Below are 19332 nucleotides of genomic sequence, written 5' to 3' on the forward strand. Positions count from 1 at the left end.
GGGCTCCAACCTCCTCCCCGCCCCCGAGGAGGCGAACGCCCCCTCTCCCATGGCCCGCCCCATGCACTTGTGTCACACCATGAATTTCCAGCGACTCGCGAACAAGTCTGGCTCCCTGCACGTCCTGTTCCACGGCCTCACACTGGGGGTGATGCTGCTCGGGTCGACAGGCTGCCAGCCCGGGCTGCCGGAGGACGAGGGGGGGCTGGAGAGCGGCACGGTGGAGCGGGAGCTGCGGGTGGCCAACTCGCTCACCACGAAGGCGCTGGTGCTCAACGCCATCTCCACCAACCCCACGGCGAACGACTTGCTGGCCGGCGGGGGCCTGGCGCCGCTGTTCCACCCCGTCACGGGCAACGGCTACCTCCAGCTCCAGCTGAGGGACCTGGACGCGCAGAGCTTCATGTCCTACCTGGTGGGCTGCGCGCTGCCGGCGGGCCACACCATCGCCTGGGAGGATCCGCTCACGCTGACGCCGCGCACCTGGGAGGGCAAGGCGGGCCTGTGCCCCCAGTGGGAGTACGGAGCCCCGTCCGACACGTGCAAGAACCGGGTGTCGGCGTGTCTGCTGGCGCGCAACAACGCGCTGGGCCGCCGGGTGGAGCTGTCCATGCGCGGGGAGGATCCGCTGCAGCCGGCGCTCTTCCCGCTGGAGGCCCAGACGCGGCCGGTGGAGTACGACCCGGACCTCGGCAACGCGCGGGTGCCGAGCTACGAGGCCTGCACGGCGGCGCAGAGCGGGGTGGGCCGGGACTGCGGCTGGAAGGGGGACTTCATCGGCCGGTGCGTGCCGGGGCAGGCGGTGCGGCTGGGAGCGGGAGGCCGGGCGCCGGACCAGTGCGTCACGGGCCCCGCGCTGGGCGCGTGGAGCGGGGCACGCATGATGCTGCGCGTGTGCGAGGGCAACATCGGCTGCGACTCGGGGAGCGGGCGCCACCTCGGCCAGAGCCAGGGGACGTGCCTCACCACGGCCCCGGCGGTGACGTTCACCTGCCCGGCCTCGGGCTTCTTCAACGTGATGAGCGCGCCGTATGACAGCACGCTGACGGGCGGCGTGTCGGTGGCGGTGGAGACGGGCACGCTGGCGGCCACCAGCTACAAGCTCTCGGAGAAGGCGGTGTACCGGCTGCGCGAGGGGGCCTACTACGGCAACATCTTCGACTCCAAGGCGCTGGCGGCGAAGGTGTACGTCGAGGAGAGCGGCCGCATCGTGGGCAAGGAGCAGACCGTCCAGGGCTCGGTGTACCGGAAGATGTTCTCCTGCCAGGCGCCGGAGTGGAACAACGACGCGGCGTATGCCTCGTACCGCGTGTGCGCGCTGCCGGGCTCGGGGGCCAACTGCGCGTCCCGGGTGGTGGGGGACTGCTACAACTACAGCATGCCCTCGGCCTCGAAGTGCAGGAGGGAGGACGGCGCGGTGGTGGTGGGAGATGGGGACTTCGAGGACTGCTACGATTCGGAGGGCACGCTGTGGAAGGAGCCCATCACCGTGTACCTCTACGAGGCGTGCGGACTGACGCCGGGCATTCCTTCCGAGTATTGCCTCTGGCGCAGCACGAAGCAGTAGGAGCACCCGCCGCATGAAGGACGGTCAGGACGATTCCCGCGGTGCGCCTCGAGCCAGCGAGGCCCGGGCCTGGTCGCTGTACGGCGAGGAGCTGTCGCCGGGGGCCCAGGTGGGGGGCTACATCGTGGAGGGCACGCGGTACCGGGGCAGCGTCTCGACGCTCTACCGGGCGAAGGAGGCGCGCAGCGGCGCCCCCGCGGCACTCAAGGTGATGCACCCGCAGTTCGCCGCCGCGCGCAGTGCGCTGCGCCGCTTCCAGCAGGAGGCGGAGACGCTGAAGCGGCTGAGGCACCGGCACATCGTCGACGTGCTGGAGCACGGGACGCTGGCGGACGGGCGGCCCTTCATCGCGATGGAGTGGCTGGAGGGGAGGGACCTGGCGGCGGAGCTTTCGGCGCGAGGGCCCTACTCGGCGCGGGAGGCGTTGGAGCTGCTGGAGCAGGTGGGCTCGGCGTTGAAGGCGGCGCACGGGGCGGGGGTGGTGCACCGGGATTTGAAGGCGCAGAACGTGGTGGTGCTGGCGGGGGAAGGGGGCCCGCGGGTGAAGCTGGTGGACTTCGGGGTGGCGAAGCTGCTGGCGCCGGAGGAGCACCCGGGCGCGGTGATGACGAGCACGGGGATGGTGCTGGGCACGCCGCTGAGCATGGCGCCGGAGCAGATTCGAGGGGAGACGCCGGACGCGCGGACGGACCTGTATGGGCTGGGGGTGCTGCTGTACCAGCTCGTGACGGGACAGCCGCCGTTCCAGGGGACGACGCAGGTGGAGCTGGAGGAGCAGCACCTGCACGCGCCGGTGCCGAGGGTGAGCGAGCGGGCGCCGGTGCCGGCGGCGCTGGACGCGGTGGTGGGGCGGTGCCTGGAGAAGAAGCGGGAGGACCGCTACGCGGACGTGGACGCGGTGCTGGTGGAGCTGCGGCGCGCGGTGCGGGGGGAGGGCCAGGGCCGGTCGACGCAGGTGAGGGCGCTGGGGTTGTACGTGGAGGCGAGGATGGGGGTGATGGTGGACGACGCCACGATGGACGCGGTGGACGCGTTGATGGAGCACGCGCGCGAGCGGGCGGACGCGGTGGGGCTGAAGGTGATGGTGGAGGGGAGCAGCTTCCTGTTGGGGGTGGCGGCGCTGCCGGACGAGGCGGACGCCGAACGGGAGGCACGGAGACGGGTGCTGGAGCTGGCGCTGGCGCTGGCGGAGGAGCCCGACCGGGGAGAGGGAACGGCACGGGTGCGGCTGACGCCCACGCTGCACCTGGACACGGCGACGCTGCGCCCGGACGCGAGCGGCAGGCCAGCGCTGGGGGGAGGCCGGCTGCTGAGGTTGTCGGCGTGGACGGGGGGACATCCGGGGAGGGGCGTGGTGGTGACGGAGGCGGCACTCGCGGGGTTGCGGGACACCTTCCAGGTGAAGGTGCTCCCGGGCCGCGAGGGCCTGTGCCACGTCACCCGGCACGCGGCGTGAGACGGTGTTGAACGGAAGCGGGCTACCGGCTGGGCTACGGGAACGTCACGCCGTCGAGGAGATGCCCCGTCCCCCCGCCGCCTCCTCTGACTCCACTGCTCTGACAAGGTGTCGAGCACGAGCAGGCGACAATGCGCCAGAAGGAATGCCAGGGAAACAGGGCCCTCGCTGTTCGGCTATGCTCCCGATGAAGCGCCCATGAGAATGATGGCGGCGCTGGAGGCGCGCGCATGACGGCTCCGTCGAAGAAGGGCACGGCTCCGAAGTCCCCGGTACGGCCCGGAAGAGCCCCGCCCCTGCCCATTTCCGGCGAGTCCTTCAAACTCGTCCCCCAGGGCGCGGCGCTGGCCGTCGTCAAGGTCCCGCCCGGGGAGCGCCAGGACACCTCCGATCATGTCCTCACCCGCGCTCGGCTCGAGCAGTTACTGTGGCGCAACTCCATCCCAGTGGTGCCGGGCTCGGCCCTGTCGGGCTATCTTTCCACCCTGCATTCACTGCCCGCTTTCGAGCGGCATGCGCCGGGAGCATTCTCCCTGGACCCGGGTACGACTCGGCTCTCCCGGAGCGACTGGCGCGGCAACCTCGGCGAACTCTCGGCCCGGCACGGGGGGATGATTGCCCAGCAGGACCTCAATGCCGTGCGCCCCAATCACCCCATCTTCGATCTGCGCGACCACCGGGGCGGCCTGAATTCCGTGAAGACGAGCATACGCCCGGCGGATGGCCGGGGAGATCCATTCGAGACGTACCTGCGGGGGCTGCGCGACATCGTGGGCCTGCGCCCGACGACCTGGGAGCGGGCGCGAACGGCCCTGTACCCCCAGCGTCCGGCGGACGAGGGCCGCGCCTTGATGCTGCGCAACGGGTACCTTTCGGTGAATGAGGAGCATGTGGAGCCGTTCCGGGCCGCGCTGCGCGACCCCGGCAACTACCGCAAGCGCTCATACCGCGAAGTGGCGGACAAGCTGCTGGAGGCGGAACCGGTGCGGATTGGCGGGACGGTGTACCGCGCCTATCAGAACCTGGAGAACACCCGCCGGGGCTCGGGGTCTCCGGACGACGTGCGCCGGCAGGCGGAGGCCGCGCTCTCCTCCGTGAGGGAGAAGATCGCCGTCTACATCACCAGCAACAACATCACCTCCCAGCACCTCATGCAGTTGGAGCGGTTCCGCCAGCAGGTGGCCGTCGCCAATCCCCACATGACACCCGCGGAGGTCAACCGCTGGGTCTTCCCGGAGCTCCTCCTCGTGGCGCGCCATGGGGGTGGGGTCCGCGGAAACGCCGTGGCGTCCGGTATCGCGGGCGGGCGGGGCTCGGTGGGTGGCGCAGTGGTTTCCGTGCTTTGTGAAGCCGTTCACGTCTACTATGAACCACCAGAGGATCCATTGCCGTCACTCACCAAGGCTGGCGCCGCGGGGGGAACATCAGGGCTGGTAGGTGGTGCTACCCAGAATCTCGTCACGGCCAACGCAGGCAGTGCGCTAGCGCGCAGACTCGTCAGCCAGGGCACGAGTGTCCGGCTGGCGACGGGTACGGGCCGGGCAGTGGGTGGATTCGCGGGAGGCGCGCTGGCAGCCCCCATCTTCACGATGACCTCGCTCGCGCTCGACGATGAAGAGCACAGCGGTACGGACTACGTCGCGACAGGAACGCGGGCTTTTGTCTCTGGCAGCCTCAGTTCCGCCATCGCGGCGGGGGTCGTGGGCGCCATCTGGGGAACAGAGGTTCCCCTGCTGGGAAATACGGTGGGATTCATCATTGGCTTCGGCGGGTATTATCTCGTGGACGCACTGACCGGCGAACAGGTGGAGCAGGGCATCCGCAATAACCTGGAGGCTCCGCCAGGAAGTGGCCGTTGAGGGGCGGGTGAAGCCAATGGAGAAAATCACCAAGAAAAAGCCCCTCCCTCTCTGGGTGATCGGATTGGGGGTGTGGGTCGTGGCCTTCGGGATTGTCTCCGCGCTCTGGATCGACCTGAGCATCCGCCAGAAGCTTCCAGGGCCCATCAGCTGGCCAAGTCTGGCCTTGATAGCGGCTTGCGCGGCGATCTTGGTGGTGATGATCGTACAGCGCATCCGGTCGGAGCCGACGCCCGAGCAACGGGCCGCGTTCTGGGCGCTCCTGGAGGCGGAGCCGGGGACGGTGGGCGCGGTCGTGGTGAAGAAGAAGGGCAAGCCAGAGGTCATCGCCACCGTGCGCAGCGTGGAGGAGTATTGGATGCTCGCGGGCCTGGGCAAGCTGCCGCATGAGCACACCCTCGTCATGGCGGCGCCAGAGGAAGACCCGAAGCCCAAGCCGTGAGGAAACATACCCCGCCGTGGTTGTTTGGATTGTATGCAGAACTATTTCGAGCTGGAAAACGACATGGGCATCCGGGACCGCTGGGAGCTCGGCGACCCGATGGATGGGAGTGGCCAGGAGATCTGGAACGGGCACTTCTCGAAAGGTCTTCCGCTCTCCATCCATCTGCCCGTTCGGATGGGCATGTACAAGCAAGGGCGTGCCCTGGATTTCTCGACCACCGCGCTCGGTGTCACCGTCATTCACGACAGGGTCAAGACACTCTTCGAGCAGCTTGGCATCCAGGACCAGATGCAGCTCTTCCCCGTCACGATCGACGGCCATCCGGAGCGTCACTACATCGTGAACCTGCTCCGAACGATCCGGTGTATCGACGATGCCCGATGTGAAGAGGTGGGTTATCGCACCGCGGAGGAAGGATACGAGGAAGGGATTGGCGAGTATTACAAGGTGGTCGGTCTGAGGATTGACCCGAGCCAGGTGGGGAATGCCGAGATCTTCCGTCCCTGGGGCTGGCCGGTCTCCATCATCGTTTCGGAGCGAATCAAGAAGGCCATGGAGATGGCTGGCGTGACGGGCACACGTTTCACGGAAGTCTGAGCGGGTGTTGCGCCAGAAGCGAGCGAGCAGGCCAGCGCTGCTCTCCTCTTCGAGCCTGGAGCCAGCCCCTCCCACTGACCTGTGAGCCCTCCCCGCCGTGCGCAGCCTACAAGGGTTGAGCTGGCGAGAGGAGTACGGCCATGACGGACCCGGACAACGAGTGGGACGACCTGGAGGCAGGATGGGACGCCACGGGGGCCCTGGTTGGACCGACCTCTGACGAGGTGAACGCGCGCAAGGCCCTCAAGGGTCCGAAGCCCGACGAAGCGAGCTCGCTCGCGGCCCTGCGGGCACGGGAGCAGGCGGGCGAGGCCCGAGGAACGGAGGACGCCCCCACCGCCGGAGGCAAGGCCACCGCGCGCCCCGAGGAGTGCGAGGGACGCGCGCTGGACGCCATCAACGACGGCGATGGCAACTACCTGGAGCCACCAGACTGAGCGGCCCGGGGGAAGCTCACTTGATGCCGTGCCGCCGCAGCAGGCGGTAGAGGTACACGCGGTCCATGTCCGCGCCGCTGGCCGCCTGGGACACCTTGCCCTGGTGCAGCTCCAGCAGCGCGCGCAGGTAGCGCCGCTCGAAGTCGTCCAGGGCCAGCCGCCTCGCCTCGGCGTAGGGCACCTTCGGATCCACCTCGAAGCGGCTGCCCGGCGGCACCATGTCCGACAGCGCCAGGGTGTCCTCGAACACGAGGCACCGCTCCAGGTAGTTGCGCAGCTCGCGCACGTTGCCCGGCCACGCGGCCTGCTCCAACCTCGCGATGAAGCCGGGCTCGCGCAGCGCCTTCGTCCGCTCCGGATCCGCCCCCAACGAGTCGAGAATCTGCTCCACGAGGAAGCGCAGATCCTCGGGCCGCTGGCGCACCGGCGGCAGCGGAATGCGCAGCACCGCCAGCCGGAAGAAGAGGTCCGAGCGGAACCGGCCCGCGTTCACCTCGGCGCGCAGGTCCCGGTTCGTGGCGGCGATGATGCGCACGTCCACCGGCACGTAGGCGTTGGTGCCCACGCGGCGGAACTCCCGCGCCTCCAGCACGCGCAGCAGCTTGGGCTGCAACTCCGCGGGCAGCTCGCCAATCTCGTCCAGGAAGACGGTACCTCCGTGCGCCTCCTCGAAGGCGCCGATGCGCCGCTGGGCCGCGCCGGTGAAGGCCCCCTTCTCGTGGCCGAACAGCTCGCTCTCCAGCAGGTCCGCGGGAATGGCGCCGCAGTCCACCGTGAGGAAGGGCTTGTCGCGGCGGGCGCTCTCCTGGTGGATGGCCTGCGCCGCCTGGCTCTTGCCCGTGCCCGTCTCGCCCTCGAGCAGCACCGTCACGTCGCGGGCCGCCGCGCGCTCCAGCAGCGCGAAGCACATGCGCATCGGCACCGAGGTGCCCACCAGCGAGCCGAAGCGCGTGCGCTCGGACACCGGCAGCCGGTTGCTGTCCGTGCTGTAGTCGAAGCGCACCACCACGCGGCCCAGGCGCAAGAGACTGCCGCCGCGCAGGTACCCCTCGGCCACCTGCACGCCATCGAGGATGACGCCGTTGGTGCTGTCCAGGTCCTTCACCCGCGCGCCCTTGGGGCCCACGCGAATCTCGCAGTGAAAGCGCGACACCGTGGGATCATCCAGGTTGAAGTCGTTGCTCGGGTGCGAGCCGATGGAGCACGCATCGGACACCGAGTCCCAGACGGTCCCCACTCCGGGCCCCTCCACCACGGTGAGCAGGAAGCGCCGGACGGCCGTCGCTTCCGGAGCCCCTGGCGCGTGCGCGTAGGGCCGCGTCACGCTCACATCCTCGGCTCCGGGAGGGTTCTCAGGACGATCAATGGAGGGCATGGACGAAGGTTAGCAGCCCATCGCGCCCCCGCACGCAACTCCTGGCGCACATCGACGACAATATGGGCGTACCTGGGCCGATGTAGGTCCATTTACGGGGAATCGACCCATGCTTGTCCGCTCGACCGCCGCCACCGTCCGCCCCCCGCCCTTCGTCCCGGCCGCCCCGGCCGAGGCCCGCCGAGGGGCGAGCCCGGCACCGCGCGCGCCCCAGGGGGGAGGCGACGTCTTCGAGACCCCGAGCCAGCCGCCGCGCGACGAGGGGTTGAAGGACAAGGCGCTCATCCAGGCGCTGCATGAGGCGGCGGCGAAGCACAAGGACCTCGGCTACAACCAGGCGCGCAAGGTCATCTTCACCGCGTTGGACAACCACGAGGGGAAGGTGAAGTGCGTGTACACGGGCCGCGAGCTGAAGACGAACAAGATTCCCAACAGCTCGGACATGAACGTGGAGCACACGTGGCCGCAGTCGAAGGGCGCGACGGGGGCGGCGAAGAGTGACTTGCACCACCTGTTCCCCACGGACAGCAAGGCGAACAGCCAGCGCAGCAGCCATCCGTTCGGCGAGGTGCGGAAGGTGAAGTGGAGCAGCCCGAGCGGGGCGAAGCTGGGCACGGACGCCGAGGGCCGCACGGTGTTCGAGCCGCCCCCCGAGCACAAGGGCAACGTGGCGCGGGCGCTGTTCTACTTCTCCACGGTGTACGGCAAGGCGATTCCGCCGGCCGAGGAGGCGGTGCTGAAGAAGTGGAACGTGCAGGACACGGTGGACGCCGCGGAGCTGACGCGCAACGGCGCCATCGAGAAGTACCAGGGCAACCGCAACCCCTTCGTGGACGACGCCTCGCTGGCCCAGCGCATCGCGGACTTCTGATTTCCCCTCGCCCTCCGGGAGAGGGAGTAACCTGCGCACGTGATGGCCACTGTCTCTCCATTGTGGGCACTGGTCCCCGGGGCCTCGGACGTGCCGCTCGCGAAGGTGGGCGGCGCACCGGAGCCCGTGGGCGCCGTGCACTGGCCGGCCTGCGCCACATGCGGCGAGCCCATGCGCTTCCTCTTCCAACTGCCGCACGTGCCCGGGCGTCTGGACCTGTCACCCTCCGCCGCGGTGTACGTCTTCCAGTGCGAGAACCCGGACACCGTCTGTGAGCGGTGGGACGCGCACGCGGGAGCCAACGCGGTGGTGGCGGTGGAGCCGGGCACGGCCTCGGTGGAGGGAGCGCGGCCCACGGGCGTGCCGTACGCGGAATGGAGCCTGGGCCTGGCCCCGGCCGAGGAGGACACCGAGGCGCTCTCGGTGGACGTCAACGAGGCCACGGACGAGCAGCTCGCCGCGCTGGACCGGGCCCTGGAGGAGGCGCCCGAGAGCAAGGTGGGCGGAGTGGCCGGCTGGGTGAACGGGGATGCCACGCCGGAGTGCTGTGGCGAGCCCATGCGCTTCCTGGCCCAGCTCGCGGCGATGCCCTTCGGGCTGGCCTTCGGGGACAACGGCCGGGGCTACCTCTTCCGGTGCCGGAGGGGCGGGTGCGGCACGCCCTTCCGCTTCACCTGGCAGGGCGCGTAGCCGGGCGGCTCGCCTGCATCCCCCCTATCGAAGCAGACGTCTTGTCCGTGGACGGAGACCCGGGAACGGGCGACGCTCGGGGGTGGAGACGACACCGGGATGACGACACCGATCGACGACCGCTTCTACATCGAGCTGCTCAAGCTGTTGCTGCACGTGGCCTGGAGTGACGACGAGCTCAAGCCGAGCGAGGCGCATGCGCTCATCGGCGCGGCGCAGCGGTGGAAGGTACCGCTGGCGGAGCTGCAGCGGCTGGAGCGATGCCTGGAGCTGGGCGAGCCCCTGCCGGCGCCGAACCTGGGCCTGCTGCGCCAGCATCCGGACGAGGTGCTCGCGACGGCGCGCACGCTCATCGGGAGCGACGCCGAGGTGCACATCTCCGAGGAGGAGATGCTCGGCCAGATTCGCGAGCTGCTGGGCCTGTGAGCCCGGCCTGACGCCTGGCGGACCCCGGTCCCCCTCCCTGGAGACCGGGGCCTTCATTCTTCTCTTCCCGTTCTCGGAGGGTCCCATCCCGGCCCCTCCGAGGGACCTCACGGCGTATACAGCTCGGCCGAGGTCTGATCGCGATTGCTGACACTCGCCGTCACGAGGACCCGGCCATCGGGAAGCAACGTGGCCGTGTGCTCGTAGGTATCCACGGCCTTGTTGCCGGCCGGGCACCAGCCGGAGCCACAGGCATTGGCGCTGTACACCTCCGCCGAGGTGTGGATGCCATCGTAGTCACTGTACCCTCCAACGACGAGCACCCGTCCATCCGGCAGCACGGTCGCGGTGTGATAGCGCCGGGCCTTGCCCATGGGCTCGGCGGCGGTCCAGCTTCCGGAAGCCGGGTCATACAGCTCGGTCGTGTTGCTGAGCGCATGGCTGCTCCCGCCACCGGTGACGAGCACTCTGCCATCGGGCAGGAGCGTCGCGGTGTGATGGCGCCGGGCCGTGGTCATTCCACCCACGGTCGTCCAGGTCCCGGTGGCCGGGTCGTACAGCTCGGCCGACGAGAGGAACACCCCGCGCGCATCACTGCCCCCCGCCACCAGCACCCTGCCACCGGGCAGGAGTGTCGCGGTGTGATGGGCGCGGGCGGTGGCCATCGCACCGGTGGGATGCCAGGTGTTGGAAACCGGGTCGTACAGCTCGGCCGAGGACTGCGTGAGTCCACCATCGTTGGTGCCACCCGTGACGAGTACCCGGCCGTCGGGCAGCAGGGTAGCCGTGTGGTGCCGCCGGGCCGAACTCATGGGAGCGGTGGACAACCACGTGCCGACGGCCGGGTCATACAGCTCGCAGAACGCACCGGACGCGCTGCCTTCACCGCCCGCGACGAGCACCCGGCCATCCGCCAGCAGGGTGGCGGTGTGCTCTCGGTGGGTGGCGATGGCGTTGCCCGTGGCAGTCCAGGCGCCCGTGGCCGGCTCGTACAGCTCGGTGGACCAGACGAAGCCACCCACCACGAGCACCTTGCCGGAAGGCAGCAGGGTGGTGGTGTGCAACAGATGCTCACTGGCCATACGACCGGTGGAGGACCACATCCCCGCCGCCGGGCAGATGCCCGGGCCCGCCACCACGTTCACCTCGCGCGTCGCGGAGGCCTCGTGGCCGGCCCCATCCGTCACCGCATAGGTGAGGGTGTAGCGGCCCTCGGTGGTGGTATCGACGACACCGGAGATCCTCACCTGGGAGGAGAGCTCTCCCGCGCAGACATCCGAGGCGGTGGCTCCCTGCTCGACATACGGACGTCCCGGATCACAGCCCAGGGTGACGACACCGGGCCCGTTGAGCACCAGCGTCGGCGCCTGGGTGTCGACGACGTCGACGGACGAGGTGCACCGCGCCTGAAGCCCGGACGTGTCCGTGGCGGTGTAGGCCACGGGCGTGGAGCCCAGTGGGAAGGAAGCCTCGGGCGGTTGGGAGACGTGCGCCAGGGAGCAGGTATCACTCGCCGTGGCGGCGGGCGGCCGCAAGCGGGCGCCTCCAGCCACACACTCGGCGGTCACGGGAGCCGGGCAGGACAGGGCGGGCGGCTGATGGTCCTCAACGGTGACGGGGATGTTGCAGCGCGCCGTGTTGCCCGCGCCGTCGGTGGCGACACAGCTCGCCGCGGAAGTACCCAACGGGAAGGTGGAGCCCGAGGGGGGCTCGCACCGGGTGGAAACTCCACCACAGTTGTCGGTGACAGAGGTGGAATAGGTGGCCACGGCACTGCCCTCACGGCACTCGAGCACCGGAGTCTCCGCCGGGCACGTGAGCGCCGGAGGCGTCACGTCCTCGACCGTGACGGTGGACTGGCAGGAAGAGGAGAGACCGAAGCCGTCCGTACAGGTCAGGGTCACCTTCTGCGAGCCGAGCGCATAGGGACAATCCGGCGTCTGCACGCAACTCAGCGTGTCGGTCTCGTCTGGGTCATACGAGCCATCATCCACGGAGGTGCACCCCCTGCAGGACGAGTCGGCCGCGATGGTGACATTGCGGCAACGGGCCACGGGCGGGCGGTTGACGCAGTTGCCGGCACAGCTCGGTCCATCGGCCGGGTCATCCCAGACGAAATCCGCGGAGCCAACGGCCGGCTCGGGCATTCCCTCGGAGTGGGCGAACACCTGGAGGGTGTTGTGGCAGCTCCGCAGCTCGATCGGGAAGGAATAGGCTGGATCGAGCCCACAGTTGGTGCAGACAATGACCTCGGGGCCGTCGTTGAGCTTGTACCAGATGCGGTCCACGACGGCGGGCCTGCTCTTCACCACGCCCGAGACGGGAATCCTCGGGCCGGCGGCACAACCCGAGGCGGAGGTGATGCTCACCGAGAGCGGCGGAACGATCTTCACCCGCTGCCCACATCCCAGCGTCACACTGACCGGAGCGAAGTTCGCCGTATTCACCGCCCCGCTGTCGCTCATCAGGTAGGCGCCCGGCTTGAGCGAGTAGGTCCCCTGAGGAAGCACCATCGACACGGAGCCCTCCGTCTGAGGCTCCGTGACCATCGGCGTGTATCCCCAGATGGCCGGGACACCGTAGAACTGGCCTGCGACCGCGTAGGCGCGCGAGATCCCCATCCAGTCCTTTCCACTGAAGGAGCCGGAGGCGACATCCGCCCAGGGATTGTAGAGGCGCCCCAGCGGAGTCGAATACTTGAGTTGTACTTCGTTGAAACAGTACTCATGGTCGATGCGCTTGCGCTGCTCCGCGCCAAGCAGCGCGGAACGGTTCGCCGGCTGGTAGATTGACAGGGAGCCATACCGGAAGCGCGCCTCGTCATACATCCCGGGCCGGGTCCTGAACGAGGCGTCTTGCGTCCAGAAGCGGAGGCTCAGGTTCTGCTGGGTCCACGTGTGCGGCAGATCATACGGATTGGGGAGCACCTGCTCGTAGGTGGAGTCCAGTTCCCCACGGCTCCGTTCGAACTTGCGGGGGAAGGACGTGTAGGAGTATCCGCCTGAAGCCGACGCGTTCAGGAAGGTTCCCCTGAGACCGAAGTTCTCCGGAGTATTCGGGATGCCATCTTTATTCGAGTCCTGATCCGCATCGAACCAGAGCGACTCGAGGGTGCTGTAGGAAGAGGGGTTCAGGGGAATGGAGGGATCCGCCAGCCGGACGGCGCCATGAAAGTAGGCGGGCCGCATGGAGAAGGCATGCCGCGTCTCGCCCTCAACCACCCGGGTCACGGGTGTGGTCTGGTCCGCGATGACCGTGACAGGACCCGCAGGCGTCGATGGAGAGAGGGACGGCGTGGCGAAGCGGGTAAACTCGCGGCCGCTACGCAGGTAACCCCAGCCCTGGAGCGACCATTCTCCCTCATCCAGGGTAGGATTCATGGTCCACCATGAGCCTGGAGCGCTCACGGGTGATGTCAGGCTCGTACTGCTGAGGTTTCGACGAGTGATGGAGGGCAGCGCCTGGTAGGTGGCCCTGAGATCACGCATGTAGACCAAGGTCTCTCCACTGATCTCCCAAGGGCCGGTGATATTGCCCTGCGGCCCCTGAACGAGCTTGTCCGAAATGGGTGTGCAGATACGGACGACCTCGTCACATGCCGCGGTCGCGGTCACGGGCCTCCCGAATGCATAGAGACGCCCGTCCTCGCCCAACACGCTGTAGTACAGGGTGGTGTTCAGGCTCGCGCCCCCCGTGATGTATGTCGCGAAGCGCTGCTGTCCCGGCACGCGGAATACGCTACCACTCTTGAGCGATGCGGTAGCGAAGGCGGGAGACGGCGTCGTACAGGCCGCATCCGTGCCAAACTCGAACTGCACCACACCAATGCAGGACTCGATGGTGAGCTCGGTGGGGTTGGGCGGTGTCTGGCGAGGCCGGACCACGACTCCAGAGGCGACGGGCAAGGTATAGCCGCCACGTCTGGCCGTGACGTTATAGGACACCCCCGCCTCTCCTCCCGCGCTGGACTCGACGAGCAGCGTGAAGTCATACGTCGAGGGACTCTTGAATGTCGTATAATTGGTCGCGGCGCTGTATCCAGCCGGCCGGGTGCTGCTGGCGGAAACGGATGCGATGTTGGAGCTCGAGGAAGCGCCGGCCGTGTGCCACGGATCCGCCCCCAGCAGGGCGAGGATCTCCGGGTTCTCATTGGTCAGCTTCACGGTGCCATTGATGACATTGGGCTCCAGCTCGATGACTCCCCCATCCGCCGTGGCCAGCGGCATGAGCGCCGGCTCGGGTGTGGCGAGCAGCGGGGACTCATCTTCTTCTCGCTGGGCAAAACCGAAGGGAAGCTCCTCCACGGCTGACGCCGTGTCCTCGAGCGTCTCGCCAGGCTGTATCTCGATGGGGCCAAATGCCGCCCCCCCTGCTGGTGAAGACTCCTTGGATACGGATTGGATGACTTGCGGCCCCTCTTGTTTGCCTTCGTCCCCAGGGGCTTCACACGCAGTCAAGAGCAGACAACTCGACACAGCCAACACTGCTGTATACGAACGTTTCAAGTGCTCTCCCTCGCTCCACTGCGGGTGAATACTCACCAATCTGGCAGAGAAATTTCAAGAGTGAACAATTGTAGGTTTCGTCATTTTCGCGTGTGGAATAACAGCCATTACATGCCTGGGGCGAAAGCCAGGGAATGCAGAATAATACTCATTTCAAAGCCATCCACTGCTGTCTTCCATTGCGGAACAAGTCGAGAATCACCACACATCAGGGATGAGAAGACGAAGAGGCCGCGAGCACACCCGGAGCGACACGATGGCGTGTGCCCTACGCATCCAGCAGCCGTGCCCAGAAGGCGACGAGCCGCCAGACATCATCCACGTCCTTCAGCCCTTCGAGCTCGGCGTGGGAGATGAGGGGTGAGAGCAACAGCCGCACCTCGGTCCGGGGCGCCAGCCAGCGTGCGAGGAGCACGGACTCGATGGCGGGGATGACGGAGTCCTCCGTGCCGTGCAGCAGATATACGGGCGCGGAGGTGGCGGGCGACTGCTCGGGCGAGAGCGCCGGGTCGCTGGCGTAGACCTTCGCGTGCGGCAGCAGCAGCGGCCCGAGCGTGGCCACGTCCCGTTCATTCACATACTTCATGAAGGTGGCGGCGGGCTCGGGCATCTCCGCCTGCAGGCGCCGGGACTCTGCGAAGGTCTCCTCGGCCTGGCGCATGTCCCGCAGGGTGAGGTGCGAGGCGCGCAGGAAGGTAAGAATACCCGCGCGCAGCGTCTCCACCTGCCCGGCGGGGACCACCAGGTGGGCCACGTTGAGCAGGATGATGGCCACGCCGTAGTCATGGGGCCTGCGGTGCTGGCCTCCGGGCTCGACCCCCGTGCACAGGAAGGCGAGCACGCGTGACAGCTCGCCATGCCCGCCCAACGAGAACGCGAAGGCGACCCTGCCAGCGAGCGAGGGCCGCCCGGCGGCGACGAGCGAGAGCCCACCGGAGAAGCTGATGCCCATGAGGCCCACCCGGCCATCGGGCGCGAGCTCCGGGCGAGCGGAGGCCCAGAGCGCGGCGTCCTCGAGCATGTCCGGCTCGCGCGGGGTGATGCGGTAGCTCAGGAGGTCGGGCAGCTCGGGGGTGAGGACGGTGAGCCCTCCGGCGGACAAGTCCCGGGCGAGCTTCACCAGCCGGGGCTCGTCGATGCCATCCGCGTGCACGCCGGGGGTCAGCAGCACCGTGCGTCCCCGAGGACTCCCGGGACGGAAGAGGCGGGCGCGCAGGGCGCCGTGGCGGGAGGGAATCCGCACGTCCTCCTCGGAGACGGGGCCGGTGCCCCAGCGGGAGACGCGCCCGGCCAGACCGTCCCGCATGCCCGCGGCGCGAGCCACCAGGGACAGGCCCCGGAGGTAATGCGGGACGGCGAGCACCCCCACGAGCAGCAGTCCGCCGAGGAAGACCAGGAGCGTCGCTCTGCGGGTGCGGGAGCGCATCGCGGGCCATTCAAACACAAAGGGCCGGACCCGAGGGGCATTGCCGCCCCGCGAGCCCGGCCCCTGGAGGGCCCGTCGGACCCGAGCCTCAGTTGGAGAGGATGCGCTTCAGCTCGGCCTTGTCGTTGGAGAACTGGAAGGAGTTGTAGAGCTGGAAGCCGTTGTCCCGGTCGAGCACGCGCGACCACAGCACCCGCACCGCCTTCAGCCTGTCCTGCGAGAACTGGAACTGGTTGAGCACCTGCTGCACCTGGCCGACGAGGAAGTAGTGGGTACCGACGGCATCCTGCAGGACGTTCATCTTGTCCTCGGCGAAGGGCTCACGGGACATGGCGCCCATGATCTTCTGCAGCTTGCCCTCGGCGATGGGCTGGTAGGCGGGAGCCGGGGGCGGAATCGGCCCCGGGTTGCCATACCCCCCACCCCGGCCCGAGCCCCGCAGCTCGGGGGCATCGGCGACCAGCTCGCGCAGGTCCTTCAGCTCCTCGTAGGCGGCGCGGATCTTCGCCTTGCCGCCGTTGCCGCGCTTGCTGCTCTCGAAGGCCTGACCCAGCAGGTCCTCCAGGTCCGCGAGGCGCTGCTCCAGGTCCTCGCGCTCGAGCACCACCAGGGTGCCACGGCGGCCGCGGCGGTACTCGCGGAACTCGTCGGCGTCGCCACCCCGGTCGTCACCCCGGCCCCGGAACTCGTTGGAGGTCGGAGGCGCGTTGCCGGTGGGCTGGCCCGGAGGAGGCGCGAGGGTGGGGGCGGTCTGGGCGGAGGCGGCAACGGCGGTCAGGAGCGTGAGAGCGACGAACAGGGCCTTCATGGGAGTCATCCTTCTGGACTATGTCCTTGCTGCATCTGCCCACTCTGACGGGCCGCGGGCGTCCGCATTCAAACGGATCCGCCCCTCCCCGCCCAGGCCCCCTCCCCTCATGGCCCCTGCTCCTGGGTCCAACGACGGGCCCGCCGTCGTCGCCCTCGGACGGAGCATCCCGCCCCTGGACGCGCGAACGCGCCAGGTACCGGAAAAGACGAGGGTCCGCCCTGGGCCGGGCATTGCACGAAGGCCGGGCATGATGACACTCACGCCTCCTTCCATCCGTCCGTCGTTCGCGAATGACCCGTTCCTCCAGTCCCGGCTCAACGGACTGGGGCTCCTGTCCAGCGTGATGATGCTCACCGGCTTCAGCGGCATCGTCATGCTGCTCGGCCCGGGCTCCCTGGCCGATGCCTCCGAGGTGGACCTGGGGGTGACCCGGGTTCCCCTGCCCATCGCCCTCGCGGGGGTCTTCTTCGTGGGCCTGGCCCTCCGCCACTGGCTCGGCTGGCGGGTGAGACAGCTGGAGCGGCGGGGTTGGGAGTTGCTCCAGGCAGGCAGACCCGAGGCGGCCATCCGCTCGCTGGAAGTGGCGATGTCCACCGGAAGCCATATCGCGCGGGGCCGGGGCTACTACGCGCTCGCCCTCGCCTGTTTCCGACAGGGTGACTACGAGCGTGCCCTCGCCCTCGGAGAGAAGACCACCTGGCTCGGGAGGAGAAGGGATGCCAGGGTCTGCGATGCCCAGGTCCCCGCGCTGATGGCCGTCATCCTCGCCCTCTACGGAGAGCTGGACGATGCCCGGGAGTGGGTGGGCCGCATCCGCCGCCCCATGTTCGACGAGACGGACCATGCGCTGCTGGCGCAGGCGGTGATGCTCTGCCGCGAGGGCCGGTACGTGGAGGCGGTGAAGCGCATCCAGCGCACCGCGCGCAAGGACGTGCCCGAGACGGACGTGGACGCGGTGGCGGTCCTCCACGCCTTCGCGCGCAGCCGGCTGGGAGGGCAGCTCGTGCCCCTCAAGCCGCAATGCGTCCAGCCCCAGCGGCCCGCGCGGGGCTCGGAGTCCCAGTACGAGTACCTCGCGTGCGAGTGGCCCGAGCTCGCCGCCTTCCTCCGGGGCGAGGAGGCCCCGGCGCCGATGCTCGACGCGTGACGAAGGCCGCCGGACAGCGCGCTACTCCTTCACGGCCCCGGCGGTGAGCCCGCTGACGATGCGCCGCTGGAAGAGGACGGTCATCACCACCAGGGGGAGCGTGGCGATGACGGAGGCGGCGGCGATCTCCCCCCAGGGCTCCTTGTGCTCGCTGGCGAAGAGGCTGATGGCCACGGGCACCGTGCGCTTCTCCGGCGAGGACAGGAAGGTGAGCGCGTAGAGGAACTCGTTCCACGCGAAGATGAAGACGAGGATGGCGGTGGTGGCCAGGCCCGGCGTGGCGAGCGGCAACAGCACCCGCCAGAAGGCGCCGAGCGGCGTGCACCCGTCCACCCGCGCGGCCCGGTACAGCTCGTCCGGGAGCTGGCGGAAGAAGGACGTGAGAATCCACAGCGTGAGCGGCAGCGCGAAGGTGGCGTAGGGAGGCACCAGGCCCACCAGCGTGTCGCGCAGGCCCGTGGCGCGCAGGATGAGGTAGAGCGGGCTCACCGTGGCGATGGGCGGGAACATGGACACGGCGAGCGCCGCGGCCAGCAGCAGGCCGCGCCCGCGGAACTCCAGCTTCGCCAGCGCGAACGCCGCCGACGCACCCACCGCCATGCAGAAGATGGTGGTGAGCGAGGCCGCCACCAGCGAGTTCACCAGCACCTGGAGGAAGGGGCGGCCCCACAACACGCTCGCGTAGTTGTCGAAGGTGAGCGAGGTGGGCAACGGCTGGGTGAGCTGTCCGTCCGGCCACACCGACGTCAGCACCTGCCAGAAGAAGGGCCCCAGGAAGAAGGTGAGGAAGGCCACCGTCGCCAGCCACAGTCCGGGCCGCTTCATCCCCGCCCCTCCTTCCCGAGCAGCCGGATGTACACGAGGCTCAACCCCACCACGCACAGGAACGTCATCACCGACAGCATGGAGCCGTAACCGAAGTTGCCCGCCCGCATCAGCGTCTTGTAGGCGTAGATGCTCAGCGTCTCCGTGGTGTTGGCGGGGCCGCCCTCCGTCAGCACGAAGATGGCGTCGAAGACGCGGAAGGCATCCAGCGTGCGGAACAACAGCGCCAGCAGGATGGCGGGCTTGAGCAGCGGCAGGGTGATCGACAGGAACGAGCGCCAGCGCGACGCGCCGTCCACGCGCGCCGCCTTGTAGATGTCCTCGGAGATGCCCTGCAGGCCCGCGAGGATGAGCAGCGCCATGAAGGGCGTCGTCTTCCACACGTCCACGAGGATGGCCGCGTGCAGCGCGTACCCCGGCACGCCCAGCCAGTTGATGTCCTGTCCCGGCAGCAGCCGGTTGATGAGGCCGTAGTCCGGGTTGAAGAGCCACGCCCACAGCTTCGCGCTCACCACCGTGGGGATGGCCCACGGCACCAGCACCGAGGCGCGCAGGAGGCCCCGTCCCGGGAACGCGGTGTTGAGCAGCAGGGCCAGCGGCACCGCCAGCAGCAGCTCCACCGTCACCGCCACCAGCGTGAAGTAGGCCGTGTTCTTCAGCGCGTTCCAGAAGCGCGCGTCGCCCAGCATGAAGCCGTAGTTCTCCAGCCCCAGCCACCGCTGCTCTCCGAAGACGAGGATGAGCCGGTGCAGGCTCAGCCAGACCGCCGCCAGAATCGGGTACAGCGCCACCCCCAGCAGCACCAGCACCGCCGGCGCCACCAGCATGTACGCCTGCCGCCGCTCGCGGCCCATGGAGCCCGTGGCCTTCACCGTGCCATTCATCGGTGCGCCCC

General features: G+C 68.8%; 16 protein-coding genes. 10 read left to right on the forward strand and 6 right to left on the reverse strand.

Going from position 1 to position 19332, the window contains the following annotated elements; all coding sequences use genetic code 11:
- Positions 1 to 79: 79 nt before the first annotated feature.
- The 6 genes from VFZ09_RS13515 (at position 80) to VFZ09_RS13540 (ending at position 6361) form a co-directional block, all read left to right on the forward strand.
- Entirely contained in the window at positions 80 to 1567 is a 1488-nt protein-coding gene (locus VFZ09_RS13515) for a hypothetical protein (protein ID WP_329727962.1), read from the forward strand.
- A 13-nt stretch (positions 1568 to 1580) separates the two neighbouring features.
- Positions 1581 to 3023, forward strand: coding sequence for a serine/threonine-protein kinase (locus tag VFZ09_RS13520; RefSeq protein WP_329727963.1), 1443 nt, complete (start codon positions 1581 to 1583; stop codon positions 3021 to 3023).
- Positions 3024 to 3253: 230 nt separating this feature from the next.
- Positions 3254 to 4882, forward strand: a complete 1629-nt coding sequence (locus tag VFZ09_RS13525) for a hypothetical protein (RefSeq protein WP_329727964.1) — start codon at positions 3254 to 3256, stop codon at positions 4880 to 4882.
- 79 nt (positions 4883 to 4961) lie between these two features.
- Entirely contained in the window at positions 4962 to 5324 is a 363-nt protein-coding gene (locus VFZ09_RS13530; RefSeq protein ID WP_329727965.1) for a hypothetical protein, read from the forward strand.
- A gap of 33 nt (positions 5325 to 5357) precedes the next feature.
- Positions 5358 to 5924: an imm11 family protein gene (locus tag VFZ09_RS13535; RefSeq protein WP_329727966.1), complete on the forward strand. Its 567-nt coding sequence runs from the start codon at positions 5358 to 5360 to the stop codon at positions 5922 to 5924.
- 140 nt (positions 5925 to 6064) lie between these two features.
- Entirely contained in the window at positions 6065 to 6361 is a 297-nt protein-coding gene (locus tag VFZ09_RS13540) for a hypothetical protein (protein ID WP_329727967.1), read from the forward strand.
- A gap of 16 nt (positions 6362 to 6377) precedes the next feature.
- On the opposite strand, the gene VFZ09_RS13545 is transcribed toward VFZ09_RS13540, so the two are convergent.
- Positions 6378 to 7736 carry a sigma 54-interacting transcriptional regulator gene (locus VFZ09_RS13545; RefSeq protein WP_329727968.1) on the reverse strand — a complete coding sequence of 453 codons (1359 nt, stop codon included), beginning with the start codon at positions 7734 to 7736 and terminating at the stop codon, positions 6378 to 6380.
- A 109-nt stretch (positions 7737 to 7845) separates the two neighbouring features.
- On the opposite strand from VFZ09_RS13545, the gene VFZ09_RS13550 reads away from it, so the two are divergent.
- The 3 genes from VFZ09_RS13550 to VFZ09_RS13560 all read left to right on the forward strand — a co-directional run bounded on the left by VFZ09_RS13550 (position 7846) and on the right by VFZ09_RS13560 (position 9723).
- The gene (locus tag VFZ09_RS13550) at positions 7846 to 8607 is read left to right on the forward strand and encodes an endonuclease I family protein (protein WP_329727969.1); all 762 of its coding nucleotides are present in this window, start codon (positions 7846 to 7848) and stop codon (positions 8605 to 8607) included.
- A 42-nt stretch (positions 8608 to 8649) separates the two neighbouring features.
- On the forward strand, positions 8650 to 9297 hold the full coding sequence (locus VFZ09_RS13555) for a hypothetical protein (RefSeq protein WP_329727970.1): 648 nt from the start codon (positions 8650 to 8652) through the stop codon (positions 9295 to 9297).
- Between the two features lie 99 nt (positions 9298 to 9396).
- Entirely contained in the window at positions 9397 to 9723 is a 327-nt protein-coding gene (locus VFZ09_RS13560) for a TerB family tellurite resistance protein (protein ID WP_329727971.1), read from the forward strand.
- 107 nt (positions 9724 to 9830) lie between these two features.
- Here the strand turns inward: VFZ09_RS13560 and VFZ09_RS13565 are convergent, their stop codons facing one another.
- The 3 genes from VFZ09_RS13565 to VFZ09_RS13575 form a co-directional block, all read right to left on the reverse strand.
- On the reverse strand, positions 9831 to 14027 hold the full coding sequence (locus VFZ09_RS13565) for a kelch repeat-containing protein (RefSeq protein ID WP_329727972.1): 4197 nt from the start codon (positions 14025 to 14027) through the stop codon (positions 9831 to 9833).
- A gap of 469 nt (positions 14028 to 14496) precedes the next feature.
- Complete coding sequence (locus tag VFZ09_RS13570) at positions 14497 to 15654, reverse strand: hypothetical protein (RefSeq protein ID WP_329727973.1); 1158 nt, start codon at positions 15652 to 15654, stop codon at positions 14497 to 14499.
- Positions 15655 to 15742: 88 nt separating this feature from the next.
- Positions 15743 to 16462: a DUF4476 domain-containing protein gene (locus tag VFZ09_RS13575; protein WP_329727974.1), complete on the reverse strand. Its 720-nt coding sequence runs from the start codon at positions 16460 to 16462 to the stop codon at positions 15743 to 15745.
- A 250-nt stretch (positions 16463 to 16712) separates the two neighbouring features.
- On the opposite strand from VFZ09_RS13575, the gene VFZ09_RS13580 reads away from it, so the two are divergent.
- Positions 16713 to 17612, forward strand: a complete 900-nt coding sequence (locus VFZ09_RS13580) for a tetratricopeptide repeat protein (protein WP_329727975.1) — start codon at positions 16713 to 16715, stop codon at positions 17610 to 17612.
- A 21-nt stretch (positions 17613 to 17633) separates the two neighbouring features.
- On the opposite strand, the gene VFZ09_RS13585 is transcribed toward VFZ09_RS13580, so the two are convergent.
- Positions 17634 to 18437, reverse strand: coding sequence for a carbohydrate ABC transporter permease (locus tag VFZ09_RS13585; RefSeq protein ID WP_329727976.1), 804 nt, complete (start codon positions 18435 to 18437; stop codon positions 17634 to 17636).
- Positions 18434 to 19321 (reverse strand): carbohydrate ABC transporter permease, encoded by an 888-nt coding sequence (locus VFZ09_RS13590; RefSeq protein WP_414640700.1) that lies wholly within the window; start codon positions 19319 to 19321, stop codon positions 18434 to 18436. Before VFZ09_RS13590 ends, VFZ09_RS13585 begins: the two co-directional genes overlap by 4 nt.
- Positions 19322 to 19332: the final 11 nt, after the last annotated feature.

Origin of the sequence: Archangium sp. (genome assembly GCF_036277355.1) — a bacterium.
Lineage (GTDB): Bacteria > Myxococcota > Myxococcia > Myxococcales > Myxococcaceae > Archangium.